This is a genomic window from Streptomyces lydicus (assembly GCF_004125265.1).
Lineage (GTDB): Bacteria > Actinomycetota > Actinomycetes > Streptomycetales > Streptomycetaceae > Streptomyces > Streptomyces lydicus_C.
In genome coordinates, this window is record NZ_RDTE01000003.1 from 5,982,784 (window position 1) to 6,002,672 (window position 19,889).

Consider the following 19,889-nt stretch of genomic DNA (forward strand, 5'->3'; position numbering starts at 1 on the left):
TTCAGCTCACCAGCTTCCGTGCGGCCGTACGGACCTCGGTGGCGGCGTCGGCGACGGCACCGGCGGCGCGGTCGATGTGGAGGGCGTCGCCACCGGAGTTGAGGACCTTGGCGATCTGGTTCAGGTTGTTGCCGGCACGCACCAGCTGGATGCGGGCGGCTTCCAAGCGATCGAGGGCATCGTCCTGGTCACGATGGGGGCGGCCGTGCAATTCGGCGTGGACGGCCTGGGCGATGAAGCGGGCCTTGGAGACGCCCTTGGCGTCAGCGGCCTTCTGGATGTTGGCGGCTTCGACGGTGCTGGCGCGGAAGGTCTGGCGCTCGGAACGCTGCTTGGGCTGGCGGGAGCGGCGCCGGCCCTGCTTGGCCCTCTGCTCGTGGCCGCCCTCGGCCACGGGCTGCTGGTCCTGCGCCCCCTGGCGCGGGGCCTCCTCCGCCACCCCCGGGGCGGAGGCAAGCGCACTGGACCGGCCCTTGGACGGTCCAGTGCTACAGCTTGCTCCGCCTGGGGCTGACGTGGCGGCTTCCGTGTTGGGACCGGTGGGACCTTCGGGGTGCGACTGGTGCATGAGGACTTTCTGGGGCGTTGGGGCGAGTGGGGATTCGGACTATGAGTGCACGGCGGTTGTGCGCCGGCGCGCTCGTCCCGCTTGGGGAAGGGCACGGTCGCCTTCTGGGTGGGGCGGCGATGAGGAAGGGGACCGATCCCCACAACTCATTGCGTTTGGGGACCAGAGCTTCTGGCGTTTGGTTCCGCGTCCCGCGAGGACGCGAAGCGGCGGTGCCGCGACGGCCCCCGTCCCCGGTGCGTGTCTCCGGCTCCTGGTTTCGGGGACCAGGCTCGGGGCCGCGCGAGCGGTGACCTGGGCCTTTTGTTGGGACCGGTCCCCGAATCTGCTGTGTCCGATGGGGACCGATCCCCGAAGCGTCTGGGGACCGGTCCCAACTTTCGACCGGGACCGGTCCCCGGTTCTTGGCGGGACCGGTCCCCGACGGAGTGTTAGGGGGACCGTCCCCGGCGGGGACCGCAAGCGGGACCAGTCCCCTGGTAAGTCCCGGCTCGTCCCCTGAGTCGGTGGTGCACGGTCCCGAACCATCTATGGCTTTCGGTCCCTTGTGCGGTGGGGACTGTCTCCGGGACGGTCAGTTTTGTGACCGGCGCCTGCGGTCGGGACCGTTGAGGACGACGCGTTCGGTCATCTCGGCGAGGCGGGAGGCGATGCGGTCTCCGAGGGCGGTGCGGAGGGCGTCGGTGGGGAGATTGGTGGTGATGAGGGTGGGGCGCAGATGCTCGTACCGGTGGTTGATGAGCCGGTAGGTGAGCTCCTCGGTCCACTCGCTGTTCTTGGCCGCGCCGAGGTCGTCCAGGAGCAGCAACGGGCAGCGGACGAGGGTCTGCAGGTCGCGTTCGGCGTCGTGGCCGGAGCGAGGGCGCAGGCGGGCGTACAGGTCGGCGGCGGTGACGGCCTCCCAGCGCAGCCGGACTCCGGCGGTGAGCAGGGTGCGGATGGCGCCGTATGCCTGGTGGGTCTTGCCGGTTCCGGTGGGGCCGGCGATCAGCAGGGAGGGGCCTTCGGCGATGCCCGGTGCGCGGCTGGGGCCGGGGCGTCCGGCGGCGGCGATCGCCTTGGTCCAGGCGGTGACCTGCTGGTGGTCGCTCAGCGCGTGCCGGTATCGGGCGGGGATGCGGGCATCGGCCAGCTCCAGGGCGGTGACCGGTTCGCTCGGGGGCTCTTGCGTGGTGGCGGCGTCAGGGTCGATGCCGCGTGCGGTGAGGATGGCACCGAGCCGCTCGGCGAGCGGGCGGAGGCGGTCCGGTGCGTGGGTGAGGGTGGTGGTCACAGTTCACCCCCGTAGGCGGCGGCGACGTCGGTTGGATTCGTCCACGACCGGTGGGCGGTCTCAGATGCGGCCTGGGCGGCGTTCATGGCCTCGTGGACGAAGCTGGGCAGGGTGCTGGGGTGCATGGCCTTGGCCCGGTGACGGTCAAGACCGGCACGTATGTGGTCGGGGGCTATGCCCTCGCCGAGGAGTTTTTTGACTTCGCTGCCGAGGTGTCCGAGCACGCCCGCAGGCGGTCGGTGGCTGCAGGCGGCCGCGTACTCGCCTATGAGGTCCTTCGCCGAGACGGTCTGGGGTGCGGGTGCGGGGGCGCTCGCGCCCCCCAACGGGGTAGATCCTAGTGACCTGAGTCGGAGATTCGTCGTTAGTTGGGTATGAGTCGTCCAGGCCCGAAGATTCCGCCGTTGTCGGTCACTGATGCCCAACGGACCGTGCTGGAAGGCTGGGTGCGTCGCCGCTCAACGGCCCAGTCTCTGGCTCAGCGCTCAAGGATCGTTCTGGAGTGCGCGGAGGGGCACTCGATCATGGAGGTGTCACGCCGGCTCGGTGTTACTGCGGACATGGTCCGCACCTGGCGGCGGCGCTTCCTCGAACGTGGCCTGGACGGCCTGTCCGACGAACCACGGCCCGGCGTCCCACGGAAGATCACCGACGCGGACGTCGAGCGTGTCATCGTCAAGACGCTGGAGGAGAAACCGAAGAACGCCACCCACTGGTCGACCAGGTCCATGGCGGCGGCCACGGGCATGTCCCAATCCGCCGTCTCGCGGATCTGGCGGGCTTTCGCCCTGGCCCCGCACCGGTCGCAGACGTTCAAGCTCTCCACCGACCCTCTGTTCATCGACAAGGTCCGTGACGTGGTGGGCCTCTATCTCGATCCGCCGGAGAAGGCCCTGGTCCTGTGCGTGGACGAGAAGTCGCAGATCCAGGCCCTGGACCGGTCCCAGCCCGTGCTGCCGATGATGCCCGGTGTCCCCGAACGACGCAGTCACGACTACGTCCGCGCCGGCACCACCACCCTGTTCGCGGCCCTGGAGGTCGCCACGGGAAAGGTGATCGGCTCCCTGCACCGGCGCCACCGGGCAGTGGAATTCAAGAAGTTCCTCGCCAAGCTCGACAAGGAAGTCCCCGCCGGCCTTGACGTGCATCTGATCCTCGACAACTACGTCACCCACAAGACGCCCGCGATCAAGACGTGGCTGCTGGCGCACCCACGCTTCCACCTGCACTTCACACCGACCAGTTCATCCTGGCTGAACCTGGTCGAGCGATGGTTCGCCGAGCTGACGCAGAAGAAACTCAAGCGCGGTGTCCACCGCTCCGTCCAGGCCCTCGAACGCGACATCCGCAGCTGGCTCGCCGACTGGAACGAACACCCAAAGCCCTTCGCCTGGACCAAGACTGCCGACGAAATCCTCGACAAAGTCGCCGCATACTGCCGACGAATCTCCGACTCAGGTCACTAGATCCCTGTTCCTAGATCCTAGATCCGGACCGTGAGCACTCGTCGAAGGCTCCGTGAGGTCTCCCTGCGTCAGCGCTGAGGACTCACGGAATCGGCCCTGACCTGCATATTCGTCGCTCATCGTGTCTTCCGTGACACCTCCGGGTGCCGGTGCGGAGGGCTCAGTGAGGGGTGTGTGCGTCGGCGGTGAGGGCTCACGCGGAACGCTCTGATCGTGGTGGGGGCAGGCAGGATGGCGTACCCCGCTGGGACGGTTGACCTTCTGGTGCTGGGCGAAGGTGACGACGTGTAGGTACCGCTTGCCGTTGGCGCCTTGGTAACGGCAGACCAGCTCGGCGGTGTGGAGCTGGGCGAGGTCGTCTTCGACGCCAAGAGGGCCGTGTTCGGGGCGCAGGGACCACAACAGGCCGGCGATGACGGCGGGCTGGTCGCGGAACCGGCCGTAGTCGTCTGCCTGGGTGAGCAAGCCGAAGAACGTCCGCTCGGCGGACAGAGAGACCGCCGCGAGGGACTCCGAATGGAACGCCTCGGGCTTGATGGTGCGGATACGGGCGATGTCGATCGACCACCTTCGTCGCAGATCGGGGGAGGGAATTCGGCGGTGCCAAGGGCATGGACAAGACAGCCACACCAGGGGCGCAAAAGTCCAGAGTTGGTTCTAAAACTCTGTACTACTTCCGGGCCGGTCGGGAAAAAGTAGACCCGGATCCCCGGTTGCCGAAATCGACCCTTCGAAATCTCCGGCGGCCGGTGCATCGCTCACAGCAGACGAGAAAGGGTTCCCGCTGTCGCGGAACGCAAGCTACAACACATCCATGCCGCCGCGTTCTCTCGAAATTGGTCCCGCAGGAAGGGTCATCGCCCGGGCAATCGTGCGCGCCCGTACCGCCCGCAGCTACTCCCAGCGTCAGCTCGCCGCCCGTGTAGGCGCCCTCGGCCGGTTCATGACCGCCACCGCGCTCTCCCGCATCGAACGCACCGTCCGACGCTGCGACATCGGCGACTTCGTCACCATCGCCACCGCGCTCGGAGCCTCCCCGCACACCCTCCTCGCCAGCCCTCCGAGAGACCGGGGCCATGCGGAGCGGGCGGAAACATAGCCGACGATCGCCGGTTTCCCAAACCGGCGATGCTCCGCATCATTGAATATCCCGGCACCTCAGCGTGCCGTCTTTCGGTAATCCACTCTTTCCATGCGAGGAAACCCCCTTTGCCCCGACCCCTCATGAGCCCTGCCCGAAACCCCCTCGACAACGAGGAGGCGGGGCGCTGATGAATGGCTCCAGCCGCTCGCGCGACAAAATGACCGTGGATGAACTCTGCGCCGAGCTTCAGGTATCGCGGTCCACCTTTTACGACTGGCGTCAGAAAGGCAGGGCGCCACGATGCGTGAAACTTCCCAACGGGAGCCTGCGCATCCGCCGCAGTGACCTGGAGAACTGGCTCACCGACTGCGAGGGCAGCGCGTGACAAACCGGTCCTTCAAGGTCCGCTTCTACAAGACGGAGGTCTACAAGGGAAAACGTGGCACGACCTACACCGTGCGCTGGTCGGTGAACGGGAGGCGGCACGGCGAGGCGTTCAAGACTGCCGCCTCGGCCGATTCTTTTCGCGCCGTCCTCCTCGTCGCCGCCAACAACGGAGAACCGTTCGACCAGGACACCGGCAGGCCGACGTCGCACGCGGCATCGGCGGCCGAGGTCACCTGGTACGACTTCGCCCTGCGCTACGTGGACATGAAGTGGTCCCGAATCTCGGCCAACAACCGCATCAGCACAGCCAAGGCCCTGACCAAGGCCACGCTCGCGCTCCTGCGAGTCGAACCGACCCAGTACGACCCCATCGAAGTCCGCAAGGCCCTGCGCGAGTACGCCTTCAACAAGAACCGCCGGGACGAGGCCCCCTCCGAGCTACGAGCCATCCTCGCCTGGATTCGGCGCAACTCGCTGCCGATGAGCGCCTGGGAGGACACCAAGCACGTCGACGCCGTGCTCCACGCCATCGACACCCGAATCGACGGCACGCCTGCTGCCGCAAGTTCCGCCAAACGCTATCGCCGCGTCTTGAACGTCGTCCTGCGCTATGCCATCCGCCAGAACGTCCTGGCGGACAACCCGTTGCCCAAGGGGAGGGACGAGAACGCCGCCCCGAAGACCTCCGGCGCAGTCGACAAGCGCTCCCTCCTCAACCCCGGGCAGGTGGCTGCCCTGCTCGTCTGGGTTGCCTCCCGCCCGCGCACCGGTCACCGGCTCACGGCGTTCTTCGCGACGCTCTACTACGCCGGACTCCGCCCTGAGGAGGCGGTGGCGCTCCGCGTCGAGGACGCCGTTCTCCCTTCCAGCGGTTGGGGTGAACTCCGGGTGCACACCGCAGCGCCCGAGGTCGGCAAGCAGTGGACGGACGACGGCGAGGTCCACGAGACCCGGGATCTGAAGGGGCGGGCGTCAGGGGACACCCGCACCGTGCCCGTGCATCCCGCCCTCGCATCGATCCTCCACACACTCGTCACCCAGGACCAGCTCACCGCGGGAGATCTCTTCTTCCCCGGCGAGAAGGGCGGCCTGCTCGCCGGCTCCGTCTACCGGCGAGCCTGGGACAAGGCCCGCAAGGCAGTCCTGGCGGAGCAGGAGTACCGGTCGCCCGTTGGCAAGCGGGTATACGACCTCCGCCACACGTGCCTGACGACCTGGCTCAACCATGGCATCCCGCCGGCACAGGTCGCCGAATGGGCAGGCAACAGTGTCCCGGTGCTGCTTTCCACTTACGCGCGCTGCATCACCGGACAGACCGCTGAGCTACAGCAGCGCATCGAGGGGCCTCAGAAGCTCCCTGGCGTGCCACTGGCTCCAGGCCCCGGGGGCTCGCTCTCTCCGCCTCTTCCGAGGGCGCAGGGCCGCGCACGCTGATTGCGACGGCGACGACAGGGCACACACGCAGAGGGCCCGGCTTCGGCCGGGCCCTCTGCCTATGCCCGTATGCCGAGTGGGCGAGGAGGGCCGTATTGGGCTTCGGAAGGCCAGGCGCCGCATGCCACCGGGCACGCCGAAACTTCGGGAAGTTTTCGGGAAGAACAGCCGCCGAAACCCGCCCCGGACCGGTTCCAGCCGGACGGGTCGGCCTCCCTCCGCCTCCGGCATCCGTCGGCCCGCCGAAGCCATCAAACACCCTCTGAGCAGCAAAAAGACCCTCCCCAAGGGAGGGTCTTGCGGTGCGCCCCCGGCAGGACTCGAACCTGCGGCCAAGTGCTTAGAAGGTGTGCGAGCCCCAGCGATGTGCTCACCTGCGGTTTTGCAGGTGACGCCCAACCGATTTAGGTAAAGGCGCTTGGCCCATCTCCTCTCGGATTTTGGCCAGATCGCGCCCCCTCAAACGGGGACCGCCCCGGGCGCCACTGTAGGACGCCCGGGGCGGGTAGGGCGCGACTCCGCCATCTGGACGGACCGGCGTACCTCGCGCAAGGGACCGTGCCGCGCCCTGTTTGGGGGTGGGTGATCACCAACCGGTCCAGGGTCCACGTAGTGATCATGCTTCCGCAATGGCATATGCCGAGCTTCACTCGAACGGGTAGTCGAATGCGTTGTTCGCTACTGAGCGGGGGCCGGTGCGCGGTTCCTCGTCTGTTGGGGGTTGCGACGGGTGCGGCCGGCCGGGAGTGCGTTCGGGCCATGATTGAGCCCCGGCCATCTGCCACGGGGGGAGCAGACGACCGGGGCCCGGGTGGCTCACTGCGGCCCCGCGGGGGAGGCACGACCACAGCGGCCGGTGAACGGGACGCCCGGGGCGATCCGGGGGTGATCAAGCGCCGGGCGAACCTGTCTCGGGACCGTCAGTCCGACGGCCGGATGGAGGCCAGTACGCGGCCGCGCAGCGGCTCGGCGGTCAGCTTGTCCGCGAACTGCCATGAGTACGTGGTGAACTCTTCCTCTTCGATCTTGAGGCGCTCGGTGCTCGTTCGGAACAGGAACCGAAAGTCGAAGTGGAGATGCGTCGGCTCGGCTTCCGCAGCATTCGCCGGGATCGGGCGCACGTCGATGTGCAGCGGCACCTCGTCGTGACGCTCGACCTGCGAGCGGTCGATGCCGGTCTTATCGACGAGGTCACGCAGCGCTGCGGCGAGCAGTGTCGTGTCGTCCGGCTCGACGTGCCCGCCGGGCCGCAGCCACTTACCACCGAGCGCCTTGTGATGGAGGGTGAGCACGCGACCGTCGGGGCGGAGTAGAACCGCGCCGGCGGTGACGTGCCCGCGGAACTCGTTCCGTGAGGTGATCCGGTTGCCGACGATGTCGAGCATCTCGGAGATGATGGCGAGCGCGTCCTTGTCCTCCGGGTGGCGAGTCAGGTAGGCGTCGAGGGTGTCGAGTACGTGCATTGCCTTGATCGGCATGGAGTTCCTTCGTGGTACAGGCGTCGCTCGGGCCGCCCGACGGGTTCGGGAGAACACCGTCGGGCGGTCCCGCCTCGCCGCCTGGTTTAGGTGTTGAGCAGTTCAATCTCGATCGCCAGGGCGCCGAGCGGGGCGGCTCGCTCTGTCTCAGAGCGATCGGCGCCCCGGCTCGGACGGACGTGCGTACATCCGGCAGCACCTCTACAGCTCTCACACGACGCGAGGGCAGCCTGCGATTCCGTCATGCACCCGGGACGACCGGCAGGTGCCAACTGGGGCCATCCTCGGAGTTCTCAAGCCAAATTCGTTGACGGTCCGGCTCGACGCTGACCCCGAACCGGGTTGCGGCCGGCGACCCCGCTGCGTGCCACAGCGCGAGAGACTGCTCGACCTCGCCCCACAGCGACACCGGGCCACCCTCGCGCACCAACCAGCCGTCGCCGTCCCGTGACAGCACCGCGAAGGAATCGTTCGCCGCGTCGAGGACGAAGGTACGCATGCGCCCGTCGTCGCCCGCCATGTCGAACGTGCGGGCGTTCGGCATCGCAAGCTGAGCAACGAACCCGCTGTCGGGCATGCGCAGCACGCCGGGCCCGTGCGGCGTCTCGCGGGTCTTGCCGTCGTCGTCGGCCGGCAGCATGCCGAGATTCGTCGGCGCCTCATGCTGCCGCGCCATCATGAACGCCGGATCGGCCGCGACGAAACGGCCCGTCGCGTGCTGTCCGTCCTCGACGACCAGGCGCACGAGGCCGAGCGAGCGAAGCCACCCGCGCAGCGTCGCCACGATGAGCCCGCCCGGCACGGTCTCGCGGACCCACGCCCACGGGATACCGCGTACGCCCATGGTGGCGATTGTGCGATCGGCTGCCGCGGTGCAGTCGGCGCCGGCGAGCCCGTTGCCTGTGATCAGGCGAGGGGCGTAGCCGCAGCGGTCGAGGGCGGCACGGGCTCGGCCGGCGACCCCCGGGTCGGTCTCGACCGACGTGATCTTGTCCGGCCCGAAGCGGTGGCACATGAGCGCGGTCGAGTAGCCGGTGCCCGTGCCGTACTCGGTGACGGTCGACTCGTCGTCGCCGTCGAGGACGTCGAGCATCTGCACGACGAGCGAGGGCAGCGTCGAGGACGACGTCGGGGCGGCGCCGCTGATCGGCTGCGGGTCCGACCAATCGATATCCTGCCCGTCGAACTGCGTGATCAGGGTCTCGTCGCTGTAGACCCGGCGCAGCCACGCCTCGTCGCCGACGAGCTCGGGCGTGATCGGCACGTATGTCGTGATGCCCGGGGCGTCGTTGGGCACGTAGAACGCGGGCGCGCACTCGTGCCGGGGCACGGCCTCGACCGCGGCCCGCCACGCTGCGGGCAGCTTGTCCTCGGCGGCGAGCTGCCCGGCGAACTCGTGCCGCAGCTCGGTCGCGAGATCAGGTTCGGTCATGGGTGCCTCGTTCCAAGAGATCGGCGAGTGCGGCGGTCATGGGCAGGCCCGTCGGGGGTTCCATCCATGCCCACTGCCCCGAGGGGTTGCACTCAATGAACGTCCACGCGCCATCGGCGGACAGGGTGAAGTCGAACGCGCCGAAGACGAGCCCGAAGTGCCGCAGGTACGCGAACAGTGCGCGCTCGACGCCGGGAGGGGCCTCGACGGGCGTATATGTGTGGGTGGTGTAGTCGGTGCGCCAGTCGAGCAGACCGGAGTCGATCCGCACCGCGAACACCCGCGCGCCGATCACGGTCACGCGGACGTCGGCGACCTTGTCGACGCGGGCCTGTAACAGGTGCATGGTCCCGGCGATACCGTCGTCGATCTCGTCCTCGGCGACCTCGTCGACGAGCACGGTCTGCGCGTGACCGTCGACGAGGTACAGCGGCGTCGCGAGCGGCTTGTAGATCACGGGTCCGTGTTCCTTGACGAACGCGCGGGCGTCGTCGGGCCGGTTCGTGATCAGGGTCGGCGGCAGCACGAACCCGGCCTCGGCCGCGGCGGCGAGCCCGGCCGGCTTGTACTCGGCGTCGCCGATGCGGTGCGGGTGGTTGACGTACAGGCAGTCGGGCAGCGAGACGAGCACGCCGCCGAGCCCGTACCGAGCCTGCGCGGCGGCAAAGCGGGCGTCCTGGTCGTCGAGGTGGGGGAAAGCGAACCCGGACGGGCGCCGGTAGTACAGCGCCCGCACGCCGTCGAGTTCGGCGACGCGGGTCGGGGTCGCGAGACTGCCCCGCCACCGTGCCGTGCTGCCGCCGATGTGGGCGGAGCACGACAGGGTGGCGGGGAAGTGACCGCTGTCGAACCGCACGACCGGGACGCCCCGGCCGTGCAGCTCGGCAATCACGAAGTCGGCGGTCGGGTCGTCATCGTTCGTGACGACCGCGACCGGGCGAGCGTCGTCTCGTGTCACTGGTCGGTGTCGTTACCCGTGTCCGAGTCGGTGTTGCCGGCGCCCTGCCCGTCGGGCGAGGTGCCCGTCGACGGGTTGGTGCCGCTGCTCGTACCGTGACCGGGCGACGCGACCGGGACGCCGGCCGCGTTGAAGTAACGGCCGGTCTGCGTCGCCGGGTCGATCTCGACGCGGGTGTGCTCACCCGCGACGGCCGGGTACGGCACGAACCGGCGGGTGCCCCACGGGCGGGGCGTGCGGTGGCCCTGCGGGAGCGGGGTTCCCGTCGGGATGCGTTCCGCGTAGTTGAACATCGCGTTCCTCTCGTTGGTGGTTCGGTCGGATCATGCGATGGAGCACCGCCCCCGCCGGCTGTCCTTTTTCGGCGGGTGCGGGGATCGGGGCGCCGCCTACGGGCGGCGGGTACGTGGGGGCGGTTCTGTACGCGACGGCGGCGGCCTCGACGCCGGCGGCGTACGCGTCGGTCTTGAATTCGCACCACACGGTTTTGCCGATGCGCGGGTGACGGTCTACGCCCCACGCGTCGGACAGTTCCTTGACCACGAGCAACCCGCGGCCGTGCTCGACGGTATGGCGCACCTCGCAGATGCGGCAGACACGCGGCATGTCTCGGCCGAAGTCGTACACCTCGATACGGACGCTCGCGGTGTCGGCGATCAGCCGGACGCGGAACGAGTGATCGCGGGCGCCGTACCGGACTGCGTTCGTCGACAGCTCGGAGGCGCAGACGAGCATGTCGTCGAGCCGGTCATGTTCCGATCCGAGCTGGGTCAACTGTCCGGAGATGAAGGCTCGTACGGCTCCGGGGGCATCGGGGGTGGGGGCGTACAGGATTTCGGCGGTGTGCGGCTCAACCATGACGGCCCCTCATAACGCCCACAGCAAGGATGAATGCGAGTGCGAAAAGGCACGTGAGATACGTGATCTGACGCCGCAGGTCCCGGCGCATTAGCTCACCTCGCAAAGGGCGAGCAGCCGTCGGCGCGGTTTCCGGTGTCGGCCGGCGCCCGCATAGGAGCGAGCGCTCTCTGCGGGTACCGGGGACGGCGCGGGCCTGCGGACCGGAAGGGGGTAGACGCACAGCGTGTAACGCGCGTCGTAGTCGGTGACGACGAGCTGAAAGGGGTGTCCCCCGGCGAGGGTGCGCATGGTGTCGTCGTATCGCTCGTCGCTGTCGGACCACGCGCGCAGGTCGTCGTCGGGGCGCGGGCAGCCGGGGCCGGCCTCGGTCACCGGTGCCCCGCCGAGGTACGGCTCGGCGGGGCCCGGGGACAGCAACCGGGCGTAGCGTCGCGCGGTACTGCGGGCCCAACGGGCGGCGAGTCGGGGCGTAGCGGCGCGGTAGGTGGTGAGGGGGATCTCGCGGCGGTTGCCGGCGAGACCCTCGGCGACAACTTCGCACCGGTAGGCATGGGGTGGTGGCACTGTCGGACCTCCGCGGCCGGTCCTGCTGTGGGAGTGCTTCGTGTTGGGCCCCGCCTCGCCGGCCGCTCGTTCTTTCGGTCGGCGAGGCGGAACGGCTGGGCCGCCCGGCGGGAGTCACGGGGGATTCTCGACCGCCGGGCGACCCTGCTTAGGGGCGCCGCTGCGTAGTTCGGCGTTGGCTGGTGACCGTGGCGAGTCCGAAGTACAGCCGGTCGCACGTCGCCGCCGCGTCGAGGTACTCGTCGACCTCGGCGCGGGACGCAGTCGACGACAGCTCGTCGAGCCCGACGGCGAGCAGTACCTGACCGAGCCCGGCGACGACCTGCGTCCATCGGGGGTGTTTCGGTAGGCGTAGCGCGTACGGCGAGCCGTCGAAGTGCACGAGAGTGACACCGCCGTCGTGAACGGTTACCCGCTCGCCGACGTCCGGCAGAGCGGGACCGGGCGGGCGGGCGCCGAGCGACGCGGCAACGATGCTCATCTGCCGCTCGACCTCGACCGGGTTGGCGTCCTCGAACTGTGGCGCCGGGTAGGTCAGCAGCACGGGCGAGAACACCCGCCCGTCGATGGTGTGGTCGAGCCACATGCGCGCATTGATCGTTGCGATCAGACCGGGCGTCGGCGAGGGAAGAGCGAGCGTGGTCATCAGTCGCGCCCCGCTTTCCGCATGAGTACCTTTGTGACGGATTCGACGAGGCTGTCGGGGTCAGCCGGCAGCAGCGCGTCGAGCTCGCAGACGACGCGTGATCCGCCGGGGCCGGACGCCCCGGGGTAGATCTGCTTCGTCAAGCCCTGCGACGTGCCGCAGATGGCGCACCGGGCACGGGTGTAGGCGCTCACCGGGCGCTGTCCAAATCCCTCGTTGCGAGCGCCGCGGCATACGAGCCGTACAGCGCGTTTCCGTCGGTGAGGATGGTGCCCGACGGCGGGACGATCCAGGTCCGCGAGTTCTGCGTGCGCGGCGCGACGATCGACGGGTGCGGTACCGAGATCGTGTTGCCGGCCGTGACGACGGTCGCCTCGGGCAGGTCCCAGTCAGCGACCGAGCCGGCCGGCACGAGCACCTCGACGTGCGTCTCGTTGTGCAGCACGGGCCCGACGGTCGCACCGCTGTCGCGAAGGTGCTGGACCGTCCGCCACCCGAGCGGCCGCGACATCCGGACGACGTCCCACCCGTGCCCGGCCGGCACGACGGCGAGTTCGCCCTTGTCCCACGCCATCAAGGCGTCAACGATGTTTGCGCCGGTGCCCTTAAGCCATTGCAGCGGTACCGAACTGTCGACACCGGCGGCGGCGTCGGCGAGATCCGCGCGGCGAATCTGTTCCTGTGGGCTTCGTGGGGTGCGCTCCGGCATCCTGTTGTTCTCGCTCATACTCTGCTCCGCTCGGCGGTACGGGATGACCGCACGCCGCAGCGCGCGGTCGCGAGAAAGGCAGCGTGCTCGGCGAGCCAGTCGAAGAGCTGAGCTCGCGTGTCCGCGACGTCGTCGCAGGTGTGATCCAGCGCAGCGACGATGCCCTCGGCTCGTCCCTTGGCGATCGCTTCTCGGACCGAGTGCCACATCGGACGCTCGTCGAGCGGGGTTGAAAGCGGGGCGCTGTCGAGGATCTCGCCTGCGACTATCCACTCGCGGGCGTTCGCGAAGCGGCGCAGTTCAGCGAGGATGGCCGTTGCGCTCGTGCGAGGTCCATCGACGCACGCGTAGAGAACCACAGTGGTTCGGCCGGCGGCAGCGTTCCCTAATCCCTGTCGGCGCCGCGTCTGCGCGGGGGTCCTGATCATGCCTGTAACGGTCCCGCTACAGCGCGTATCCGTACAGAACGGGGGCGTACGACTTTGAACATTGCTCTGAGGCGAAGTCGCTCGTCACGTACGACTCAACGCACCGGGCGCGCGAAGAGTCGTACGCGGCGTACGAGTTGAATGCCTGTCAGAGCGCATTCTTGGCTGTCGCGGTCGGGAACCCGGATGTGCCGGGAACGGTGCCGATCAGCTTGGACACTCGACGAAGGCGAGCCGTCGACGCCTTCCCGACCTTCGACACGATGACCTGCGGCAGGGCCTGATGCCGTGCCCAATGCGGGGCGTTCCGAAGGGCCGATTCGAGAGTGTCGAGGCTCGCATCCCACATGCGGGCGTCAGCCTGCGCCATGGCCTTATCGAGCTCGTATCGGTTCTGTGCTGCTTTGCTGAGCTGTCCCGTGTCATGGATGGAGTCGATCAAGGCAAGCGCCTTGCCGGTCTGCCCCAATGACACGTTGATGCCGACCGCCTGAGTGCTCGCCGACACGGGCCCGAAGAGCGTCCCGTGCGCCCGCACTTCCTGCCCCATGCGTGCGCCCGTGGCGTGCGACTGCGAGAGGTAGTCGGCTGCCCGGTCCTTGTTGCCCATCCTGCTCGCCACGACCGCGGCGAAGTTGATGTGTGAGCCGTAGACAGTGAGCTGCTCGGGGGTCGCACGAGAGAACCGCGGCTCGATGTCGACCGCAGCGCGCTCGGCGAGTTCTAGCGCTTCGGGCAGCCGGGCGTCACGCAGGTACACCCAGGATCGGCCCGAGACGACGAGCGCCTTTCGAAGATCGTCGCTCGCCTTCTCCGCGGCTCCCTGAGCGTGACCGATGGCTGCGTATGCGAGGTCGCGCACGCCCATCAGATTGGCGACGTACGCACAGATGCGATACGCGTCGGCCACCAGCCCCCACGCGGCGGCCTCTTCGCCGGCAGGCTGCTCGTGCAGCCGCGCGGCCGCCGAGCGGAGGAGAGGGGCGCCGATCGCGCCCGCTTCGGCGTAGTGGCCCTTCCAGTAGAGTTCCCAGCCTTGACGGGTGATCTCTTCGAGCTCGTCGAGGGTCGGTGCCTCGATCGTGGGCATGATCCCCGCCGCGGTGTCGTGCACCGCGTGCGAAAGGTCGCGCATCATCGTGCGGTCTTCCTGCCTCAGCGCGCGGCGCGGTGCCTGTTGCCCGAGGATCACGGAAGTATCGACGCTGAGCGCAGCGGCGATCTTGAGTAGGGTCGGCAGCGAAAGACGCTTGTCTTGCTCGGCTGCCTGGATGGTGGGGAGCGAGAGGCCCGTCATTTCCGCGAGATCGGACTGCTTGATCTCGCCGCCTCGAAGGATCTTGATCCGCTCGCCGTCGCTGTAATCGGACCACTGCGGCATACTGAGTACTCCGTTCCTTGCTCGACACTTGGAACGGTACGCCTCGAACCACCTTCGAAGCGACAGAAGTTGACCCCTGCCACCGGCGGGGGTCTTCGTCTGTTCGGGGGCAGGGCTGGCCCTGTCCTCCGGAAACGACGAAAGCGCCCCCGCCCGGCCGTGAGGCCAGACGAGGGCGCAGTCTTCATGAGCGGCGGCGTTCCGCCGGCAGTCCGAGGACGCTCGGGCTCGGTGGCGGTGATGGGTCGTCGGGGGGCGGTGCGCCGGCCCTGCGGCATACGAGCGCGTCGGGATCATCCGGCGGCGGTCGGAGGCTGTACCCGTCAGGGCATGTCTGCCCGTTGCGTCCGTCGGTTCCGTCTTTGCCGTCGACCCCGTCGCGTCCGTCCTTACCGGACTCGCCTGCGGGTCCGGCCGGCCCCGGGGGACCGGTCACGGTGGCGCCCGGCTCGCCCTTCGCACCGCTCGGCCCGGGGACCGGTGCCGGGGTCGACCCGGTCCTGCCGGGCTCGCCCTGGTCGCCCTTCGCTCCCCGGGCGCCGCGCGGTCCGGCCGGCCCGGGAATCGGAACCGGGACCTTCGCGCGGTCCGGCAGATTGTCGACCGCGGCCGCGGGGTCCGGCGCGGCCGGTGTGCCGCCCTTCGCCTTGATCTGTGCTCGCAGCACACGGACGTCGCCGGCGAGGGTCGACACCGCGTCGCCGCGGCGGTTCGCCTCGCTCGCGAGCTGCTCGGCGCGACCGTCGGCGTCGTCGATCCGCAGCCACACGAGGACGATCGCCCCGGACAGTACGAGCAGCACAGAGGCGACGGCGAACGTCCGCCACCGATGCGCGAGGGCGGCCTGAGCGCGTGTCACGTCGGTTGTCCCCCTAGCTCGACGATGCGCTCGCGCAGCCTCGCATTCTCGGCCGTGAGCGTCGTGATCTGCGTCTGTAGCGCCGCCTTATCGGCTCGCTCGCCGGCGAGCTCGGCGTACGCGGCGGCGAGCCGCGTCTCGTTCTCGGCGAGCTTCGCCTGCGCCTTGTCGCGTTCCTCTTGAAGTTGATCGACGAGCATCGAGTACCCGCCGAGCACGGCCCCGGACTGCGAGGCACGGTTGGCGCCCCGTTGTCCGACGATGGCGGCCGCGGCCGCTGCGAGCCCGACGACGATGGTCCCGACGGCGCCGAGCGTCGCAGCTTCCACGCGTGTGCCTCCGGTGGTGCAGGGTGAGCAGAGAGCACCCTTACGGGGCGAACGGCCCCTCGGCGGCGTCGGCGTTCGGCCCGAGCCCGACCGTCCGGGGCGGGGTCGCCGGGTCCTTGCTCTTCGGCAGGGTCGAGCCCGTGCCGAGCCGGCCTATCCGACCGGCGACCCATGACTTCCCGGCCGCCAGGACGAGGGCGACGGGTGCCGCCCACCACACGGACACTTCGGCGAGCGCGGTCGCGAGGATGCCGAGGACAACCTCGGTGCCAGTCCACAGCGCCCGCTCGACGACGTCGTACTTCAACTTGCTCCCGAACATGAGTCTTCTCCTTACGGGGGGTGTCAGGCGACGACGGTGAATCCGTGTGCCTTGCCGAGCCGGTCGAGCGAGGTCTTGCCGGGGGTGCCGTCGGCCGCGCCGCCGGGCGCCGTGCCGGCGTAGCCGTACCGGAGTTGCAGCAGTGAGTAGGCGCTGCGGGTGGCCGTGCCGAAATGCCCGTCGGCGTAGCCGGGCGCGAGCAGCCCCTCGGCTACGAGGGCGTCTTCGACGATCTCGACGCCGGCGTACGACACGGGCGTGCCGCTCTTCGGCGGGTCGACCTCGGATGCCTTGACGAGCCGCGAGAGGCTGACGACCCGCTTCGCCGCGGTGCCCGCGGGCAGCTTGAGTTTCTGCCCCGGCTTGATCTTGTTCGGGTCCTTGATCCCGTTGAGGTCGGCGAGCGCCTTCGCGGTCGTCCGGTGCGCCGCAGCGATCTCCGACAGGGTATCGCCCGTCTTGACCGTGTAGGTCGCCCCGGACGTCGACGGGGTGCTGCTCGCCGCCTTGTACTTCGGCCGGCCGTAGCCGACGATCGTCGCCGCGGTCCGCACGCGCCGCGCGCAGACGTTCGCCGAGTTGCCCTCGATCGTGAAGACGTTCCCGCCGCTCACTCCGGTGACGATGCCGACATGGTCGATCGCTCCGATCGAGTTCGAGCCGGCCCAGTCGAAGAACACGATGTCGCCGCGCCTGATGCCCTTGACGTCGGCATGCCACTGTCCGGCGTCCTTGAACCGCTGTGCGTGCCACGGGGTGTACGCGTAATCGGTACCGAAGCAGACCGTTTCTCGTTCGCCGGCGTCGACCGCGCAGCGCGTGATCATGGCATCGCACCATGCGAAGTTGCCGGCGAACGCGTTGCCGTTCCGCTCCCGGTACCACGCCTGTATCGCGTTCGGCTCGCCGGTGCCGAGCCACTTCTCGGCCTGCGAGAGCATCCCTTCGAGGCTCATGCCGCGTTGCCCCCTTCGGGTTCCGCGGCGGGCGCCGCGTTGGCGGCCGGCTCGTCGTCCTGGTCGGCGGCGGCGTCCGAGGTGTGGAACACACCGGCCATGTCCGGCGGTCCGAACCGCTCGCGCAGCAACGTCTCTTCGTTCTCGACGGTCGGGCCGTTGCCCGTACGCCGGATGAGCCGTGCCTGCTCTTCCTGGTCGGGCCGGCCTTCGACCGGCCGCTCTTCCTGGCCCATGGGTGAGCCCTCCTTCGGGCATGAGAAAAGCCCCGGCCGACCGGCACGGGGCGAGCTGTAGAGGCGAGGTGCGCTACGCGGCGCGGGTGGCCTGCCCGGCGGTCGCGGTCGCCGTGTTCGAGGCACTCGACGTCGACCACTGCGCGGTGACGACGAGCTGCTGATCGGCCGTGCTGTCGCGCGTCACCGCGGCGTCGGTGAGCTCGTGCTGTACCGCGCCGGTCGTGCCCGCGAGGTGATGCGACAGCGATGCACCGCCCGCCCAGGTGCCCGAGCTGCCCGGCGCGATGGCCAGCAGCACGCCCTCGACGCGCCATCCGCGGCCCGAGATCGCGCTCGACGTCGTCACGGCCGTGAAGGAAGCGATCACCGCGCCAGCGGTGCCGCCGAGTCGGACCCGGACCGTCAACGTCGGCGTGCCCGTCGTCGAAGCGGTCCCCTGTGCGGTGAAGCGGTACGCCGTGCCGGCCGCGGCGTCGTTCCCGGGAATCGTCCATGAGGCGAGCACGGTCTCGGCGGTCGTCGAGGCGACCGTCGCGAGCGTGGATGCCGAGGGAGCGTCGGCCGTGTTGCCGCGTCGCACAGCGCCGGTGACCGTGCTCGTCACGTTGATGCCGGCGAGCGTCGTCGCACGGGTCCGCACGTTCCGGATGATCGGCCGGTTCGTGTTCGTCGAGATCTGCACGCCGTAGCCGGTGAGCGCGTAGACGTCGCAGTCGTCGATGACGATGTCGGTACCGTCCCAGATGTGCACGCCGTTCGCCGCGGCACCGGTGACCGTGCAGCCGGCGATCGCGACGTCGGTCGCCGACGCGGCCGGGGTCGAGCGCGAGTCGGCTGTGATGCCGGCGCCACCGGCCCCGTTCACCGTGCAGTCGGCGACGCGGCCGCGGCGGGCACCGAATTGGCTGATGCCCGTGCCGCCCGCGTTGACGACGACCACCTTCTGCGCGGTGTAGTCCTCGACGTTCATGAGCCGGACGCCGATCCCGGCGACGTCCTTGATCGTGATCTGATCGAGGGTGAGCAGCCCTACGTACCCGGTGTCTTCGCCCTCGACGCGAATCGCGGCGTCGTACGAGCCGCCGCCGACGAACGTCATGTCGCTGATGGCGAACCCGGTGAGCGGCTGCGACCCGGTGATCGTCGGCGAGCTGCCCCCGGCCGGCGTCCGGTGCGAGGCGGCCGACGAGTCAAGGGTGCGCACGCGGATACCGGCCCCGCAGCCGCGCATCTGCACGCCCTCGATCACGACGCCTTCCCAGGTGTACGCACCGATGGCGAACTGCGTGCAGCTCTCGAAGCGGCAGTTCTTCACCCGCACGTCGCGGTGCGGCTTGTTCGGGCTCGCGCTGTGGGAGCCGATGCCGCGCGGCCAAGGGCCCGTTCCTGCGGTCCCGGACGGGCCGACCGTGCAGCCGTCGATCAGAATGTCGATGCACGGTGTGTCGTCCGCCGGCCCGAAACCACCGAAATAGGCAGTTCCTTTGGCGAGGTCGAGCTGTATTGCCTCACTGAAATCGCGGCCGCCCGGATCGATGTACCCGAGGAAGTTGCAGGTCAGGACCCGCCCGGTCTTGATCGAGTTGTACTCGATCCCGTGATACCCGGGGAGGTCGAGCACGGTGGTGTCGCGCACGGTGACGTTGGTCGCGTGCCCGAACGACATGCACATGTTGCTCTGAGGCACAGACTTGCCAGCCATGTCCCAGACACCGCCCTCGACGACGATGTTCCCGTGCCCGGTGTATCCGCCGAACGTCTGGTCGCTGTCGCCGTTGAGCAGCATCGTCACGGCGGCCGCGCGGACCATGCGGGCGCCCGGCATGAGCGTCAAGCGGGTGTTGCGCCGGATGCGCAGCGGCAGCGTTGCGAGCCGGTACGTCCCCGAAGGGACGATGACCCACCCGCCGCCCGCTGCGTACGCGGCGTCGAGCGCTGCCTGCACGGCCGGGGCGTCGTCGTGCGTGCCGTCGCCGAGGGCGCCGAGCACACGGGGGTTGTAGATGCGCATCCCCGCGAGGGACAACGACGAGGGGGTGAACGTTCCGCCGACGGTCATGTTCCCGGCGACGTCGAGCTCGTCGACGTTCGCGCCGCCGGTGACGTCGAGCCCGCCCACGACACCGAGACCGGCGGCCGCGGTCAGTGGTGCCTCGACCGTTCCGCCGTCGGCCTTCGAGAGGGAGTCGAGCGCCGCGGCGAGTGCTTCCTGCGCGACCTCGCGCCCGGCCTCGTACCAACGGAGCGGCTCGCCGGCCGCGTTGTTGTACTCGAATTCGATCGCGGGTACGTCGGTCTTGAACGGGCGCAGCGCCCCCGGCTGCGACGAGCCGGCCGGGTTGGTTCGTAGCTCGCCGATCGGGGTCGTTCCGTCGACCTCGTAGAGCGCGGTCACGAGCTGCCCCGTGCCCGCGACACGGACGAGCACCGGATAGTCGGGCACGACGTCGCCGGCCGCGGTCGTGAGGACGTCGGCGGGCGTTCCGCCGAAGGTGTAGAGCGCCACGGGGGCAGC

General features: G+C 69.3%; 23 protein-coding genes and 2 pseudogenes. 4 read left to right on the top strand and 21 right to left on the bottom strand.

Annotated features, from left to right (window positions below):
- Position 1: 1 nt before the first annotated feature.
- The 3 genes and pseudogenes from D9V36_RS28790 to D9V36_RS42255 form a co-directional block, all read right to left on the bottom strand.
- Positions 2-439 (bottom strand): plasmid mobilization protein, encoded by a 438-nt coding sequence (locus tag D9V36_RS28790; RefSeq protein ID WP_129296310.1) that lies wholly within the window; start codon positions 437-439, stop codon positions 2-4.
- A 703-nt stretch (positions 440-1,142) separates the two neighbouring features.
- The gene (locus D9V36_RS28795; protein WP_129296311.1) at positions 1,143-1,841 is read right to left on the bottom strand and encodes an ATP-binding protein; all 699 of its coding nucleotides are present in this window, start codon (positions 1,839-1,841) and stop codon (positions 1,143-1,145) included.
- Positions 1,838-2,194: pseudogene (locus tag D9V36_RS42255) on the bottom strand (hypothetical protein); the annotation flags it as partial. The pseudogene D9V36_RS42255 and the gene D9V36_RS28795, both read right to left, overlap by 4 nt.
- A 21-nt stretch (positions 2,195-2,215) precedes the next feature.
- Between D9V36_RS42255 and D9V36_RS28805 the strand changes: the two are divergent.
- Positions 2,216-3,307, top strand: a complete 1,092-nt coding sequence (locus tag D9V36_RS28805; protein ID WP_129296312.1) for an IS630 family transposase — start codon at positions 2,216-2,218, stop codon at positions 3,305-3,307.
- On the opposite strand, the pseudogene D9V36_RS28810 reads toward D9V36_RS28805, so the two are convergent.
- Positions 3,305-3,862, bottom strand: a pseudogene (locus D9V36_RS28810) (hypothetical protein); the annotation flags it as partial. The gene D9V36_RS28805 and the pseudogene D9V36_RS28810 sit on opposite strands and share 3 nt — an antisense overlap.
- Before the next feature lie 259 nt (positions 3,863-4,121).
- On the opposite strand from D9V36_RS28810, the gene D9V36_RS28815 reads away from it, so the two are divergent.
- The 3 genes from D9V36_RS28815 (at position 4,122) to D9V36_RS28825 (ending at position 6,212) form a co-directional block, all read left to right on the top strand.
- On the top strand, positions 4,122-4,406 hold the full coding sequence (locus tag D9V36_RS28815; protein ID WP_129296314.1) for a helix-turn-helix domain-containing protein: 285 nt from the start codon (positions 4,122-4,124) through the stop codon (positions 4,404-4,406).
- Between the two features lie 172 nt (positions 4,407-4,578).
- Entirely contained in the window at positions 4,579-4,776 is a 198-nt protein-coding gene (locus tag D9V36_RS28820) for a helix-turn-helix transcriptional regulator (protein ID WP_129296315.1), read from the top strand.
- Positions 4,773-6,212, top strand: coding sequence for a tyrosine-type recombinase/integrase (locus D9V36_RS28825; protein ID WP_129296316.1), 1,440 nt, complete (start codon positions 4,773-4,775; stop codon positions 6,210-6,212). The genes D9V36_RS28820 and D9V36_RS28825 overlap by 4 nt, the downstream gene beginning before the upstream one ends.
- Positions 6,213-7,132: 920 nt before the next feature.
- Here D9V36_RS28825 and D9V36_RS28830 read toward each other — a convergent pair.
- The 17 genes from D9V36_RS28830 to D9V36_RS28910 all read right to left on the bottom strand — a co-directional run bounded on the left by D9V36_RS28830 (position 7,133) and on the right by D9V36_RS28910 (position 19,880).
- A complete protein-coding gene (locus D9V36_RS28830) occupies positions 7,133-7,690 on the bottom strand; it encodes an NUDIX hydrolase (RefSeq protein WP_129296317.1) in 558 nt (185 codons plus the stop codon).
- A 241-nt stretch (positions 7,691-7,931) separates the two neighbouring features.
- The gene (locus D9V36_RS28835; RefSeq protein WP_129296318.1) at positions 7,932-9,122 is read right to left on the bottom strand and encodes a methyltransferase; all 1,191 of its coding nucleotides are present in this window, start codon (positions 9,120-9,122) and stop codon (positions 7,932-7,934) included.
- The gene (gene tgmB, locus D9V36_RS28840) at positions 9,109-10,080 is read right to left on the bottom strand and encodes an ATP-grasp ribosomal peptide maturase (protein WP_129296319.1); all 972 of its coding nucleotides are present in this window, start codon (positions 10,078-10,080) and stop codon (positions 9,109-9,111) included. Before tgmB ends, D9V36_RS28835 begins: the two co-directional genes overlap by 14 nt.
- On the bottom strand, positions 10,077-10,286 hold the full coding sequence (gene tgmA / locus D9V36_RS28845; RefSeq protein ID WP_347239736.1) for a putative ATP-grasp-modified RiPP: 210 nt from the start codon (positions 10,284-10,286) through the stop codon (positions 10,077-10,079). The genes tgmB and tgmA overlap by 4 nt, the downstream gene beginning before the upstream one ends.
- Positions 10,261-10,938 (bottom strand): ATP-binding protein, encoded by a 678-nt coding sequence (locus D9V36_RS28850; protein ID WP_129296321.1) that lies wholly within the window; start codon positions 10,936-10,938, stop codon positions 10,261-10,263. The genes tgmA and D9V36_RS28850 overlap by 26 nt, the downstream gene beginning before the upstream one ends.
- A 90-nt stretch (positions 10,939-11,028) precedes the next feature.
- Positions 11,029-11,505 carry a hypothetical protein gene (locus D9V36_RS28855; protein WP_129296322.1) on the bottom strand — a complete coding sequence of 159 codons (477 nt, stop codon included), beginning with the start codon at positions 11,503-11,505 and terminating at the stop codon, positions 11,029-11,031.
- A gap of 148 nt (positions 11,506-11,653) precedes the next feature.
- Positions 11,654-12,151, bottom strand: coding sequence for a hypothetical protein (locus D9V36_RS28860; RefSeq protein WP_241721085.1), 498 nt, complete (start codon positions 12,149-12,151; stop codon positions 11,654-11,656).
- Positions 12,151-12,345, bottom strand: coding sequence for a hypothetical protein (locus D9V36_RS28865; protein ID WP_129296323.1), 195 nt, complete (start codon positions 12,343-12,345; stop codon positions 12,151-12,153). The genes D9V36_RS28860 and D9V36_RS28865 overlap by 1 nt, the downstream gene beginning before the upstream one ends.
- Complete coding sequence (locus tag D9V36_RS28870) at positions 12,342-12,878, bottom strand: hypothetical protein (protein ID WP_241721086.1); 537 nt, start codon at positions 12,876-12,878, stop codon at positions 12,342-12,344. The genes D9V36_RS28865 and D9V36_RS28870 overlap by 4 nt, the downstream gene beginning before the upstream one ends.
- Positions 12,875-13,288 carry a hypothetical protein gene (locus tag D9V36_RS28875; protein WP_129296324.1) on the bottom strand — a complete coding sequence of 138 codons (414 nt, stop codon included), beginning with the start codon at positions 13,286-13,288 and terminating at the stop codon, positions 12,875-12,877. The genes D9V36_RS28870 and D9V36_RS28875 overlap by 4 nt, the downstream gene beginning before the upstream one ends.
- A 148-nt stretch (positions 13,289-13,436) precedes the next feature.
- Positions 13,437-14,669, bottom strand: a complete 1,233-nt coding sequence (locus D9V36_RS28880; protein WP_129296325.1) for a helix-turn-helix domain-containing protein — start codon at positions 14,667-14,669, stop codon at positions 13,437-13,439.
- Between the two features lie 184 nt (positions 14,670-14,853).
- Positions 14,854-15,528: a collagen-like protein gene (locus tag D9V36_RS28885; protein WP_129296326.1), complete on the bottom strand. Its 675-nt coding sequence runs from the start codon at positions 15,526-15,528 to the stop codon at positions 14,854-14,856.
- Positions 15,525-15,857, bottom strand: a complete 333-nt coding sequence (locus D9V36_RS28890; protein ID WP_129296327.1) for a hypothetical protein — start codon at positions 15,855-15,857, stop codon at positions 15,525-15,527. The genes D9V36_RS28885 and D9V36_RS28890 overlap by 4 nt, the downstream gene beginning before the upstream one ends.
- Positions 15,858-15,897: 40 nt before the next feature.
- Positions 15,898-16,179 (bottom strand): hypothetical protein, encoded by a 282-nt coding sequence (locus D9V36_RS28895; protein ID WP_129296328.1) that lies wholly within the window; start codon positions 16,177-16,179, stop codon positions 15,898-15,900.
- A gap of 23 nt (positions 16,180-16,202) precedes the next feature.
- A complete protein-coding gene (locus D9V36_RS28900) occupies positions 16,203-17,135 on the bottom strand; it encodes a LysM peptidoglycan-binding domain-containing protein (protein WP_129296329.1) in 933 nt (310 codons plus the stop codon).
- The gene (locus D9V36_RS28905; RefSeq protein WP_129296330.1) at positions 17,132-17,371 is read right to left on the bottom strand and encodes a hypothetical protein; all 240 of its coding nucleotides are present in this window, start codon (positions 17,369-17,371) and stop codon (positions 17,132-17,134) included. Before D9V36_RS28905 ends, D9V36_RS28900 begins: the two co-directional genes overlap by 4 nt.
- A gap of 73 nt (positions 17,372-17,444) precedes the next feature.
- Complete coding sequence (locus D9V36_RS28910; RefSeq protein WP_129296331.1) at positions 17,445-19,880, bottom strand: right-handed parallel beta-helix repeat-containing protein; 2,436 nt, start codon at positions 19,878-19,880, stop codon at positions 17,445-17,447.
- Positions 19,881-19,889: the final 9 nt, after the last annotated feature.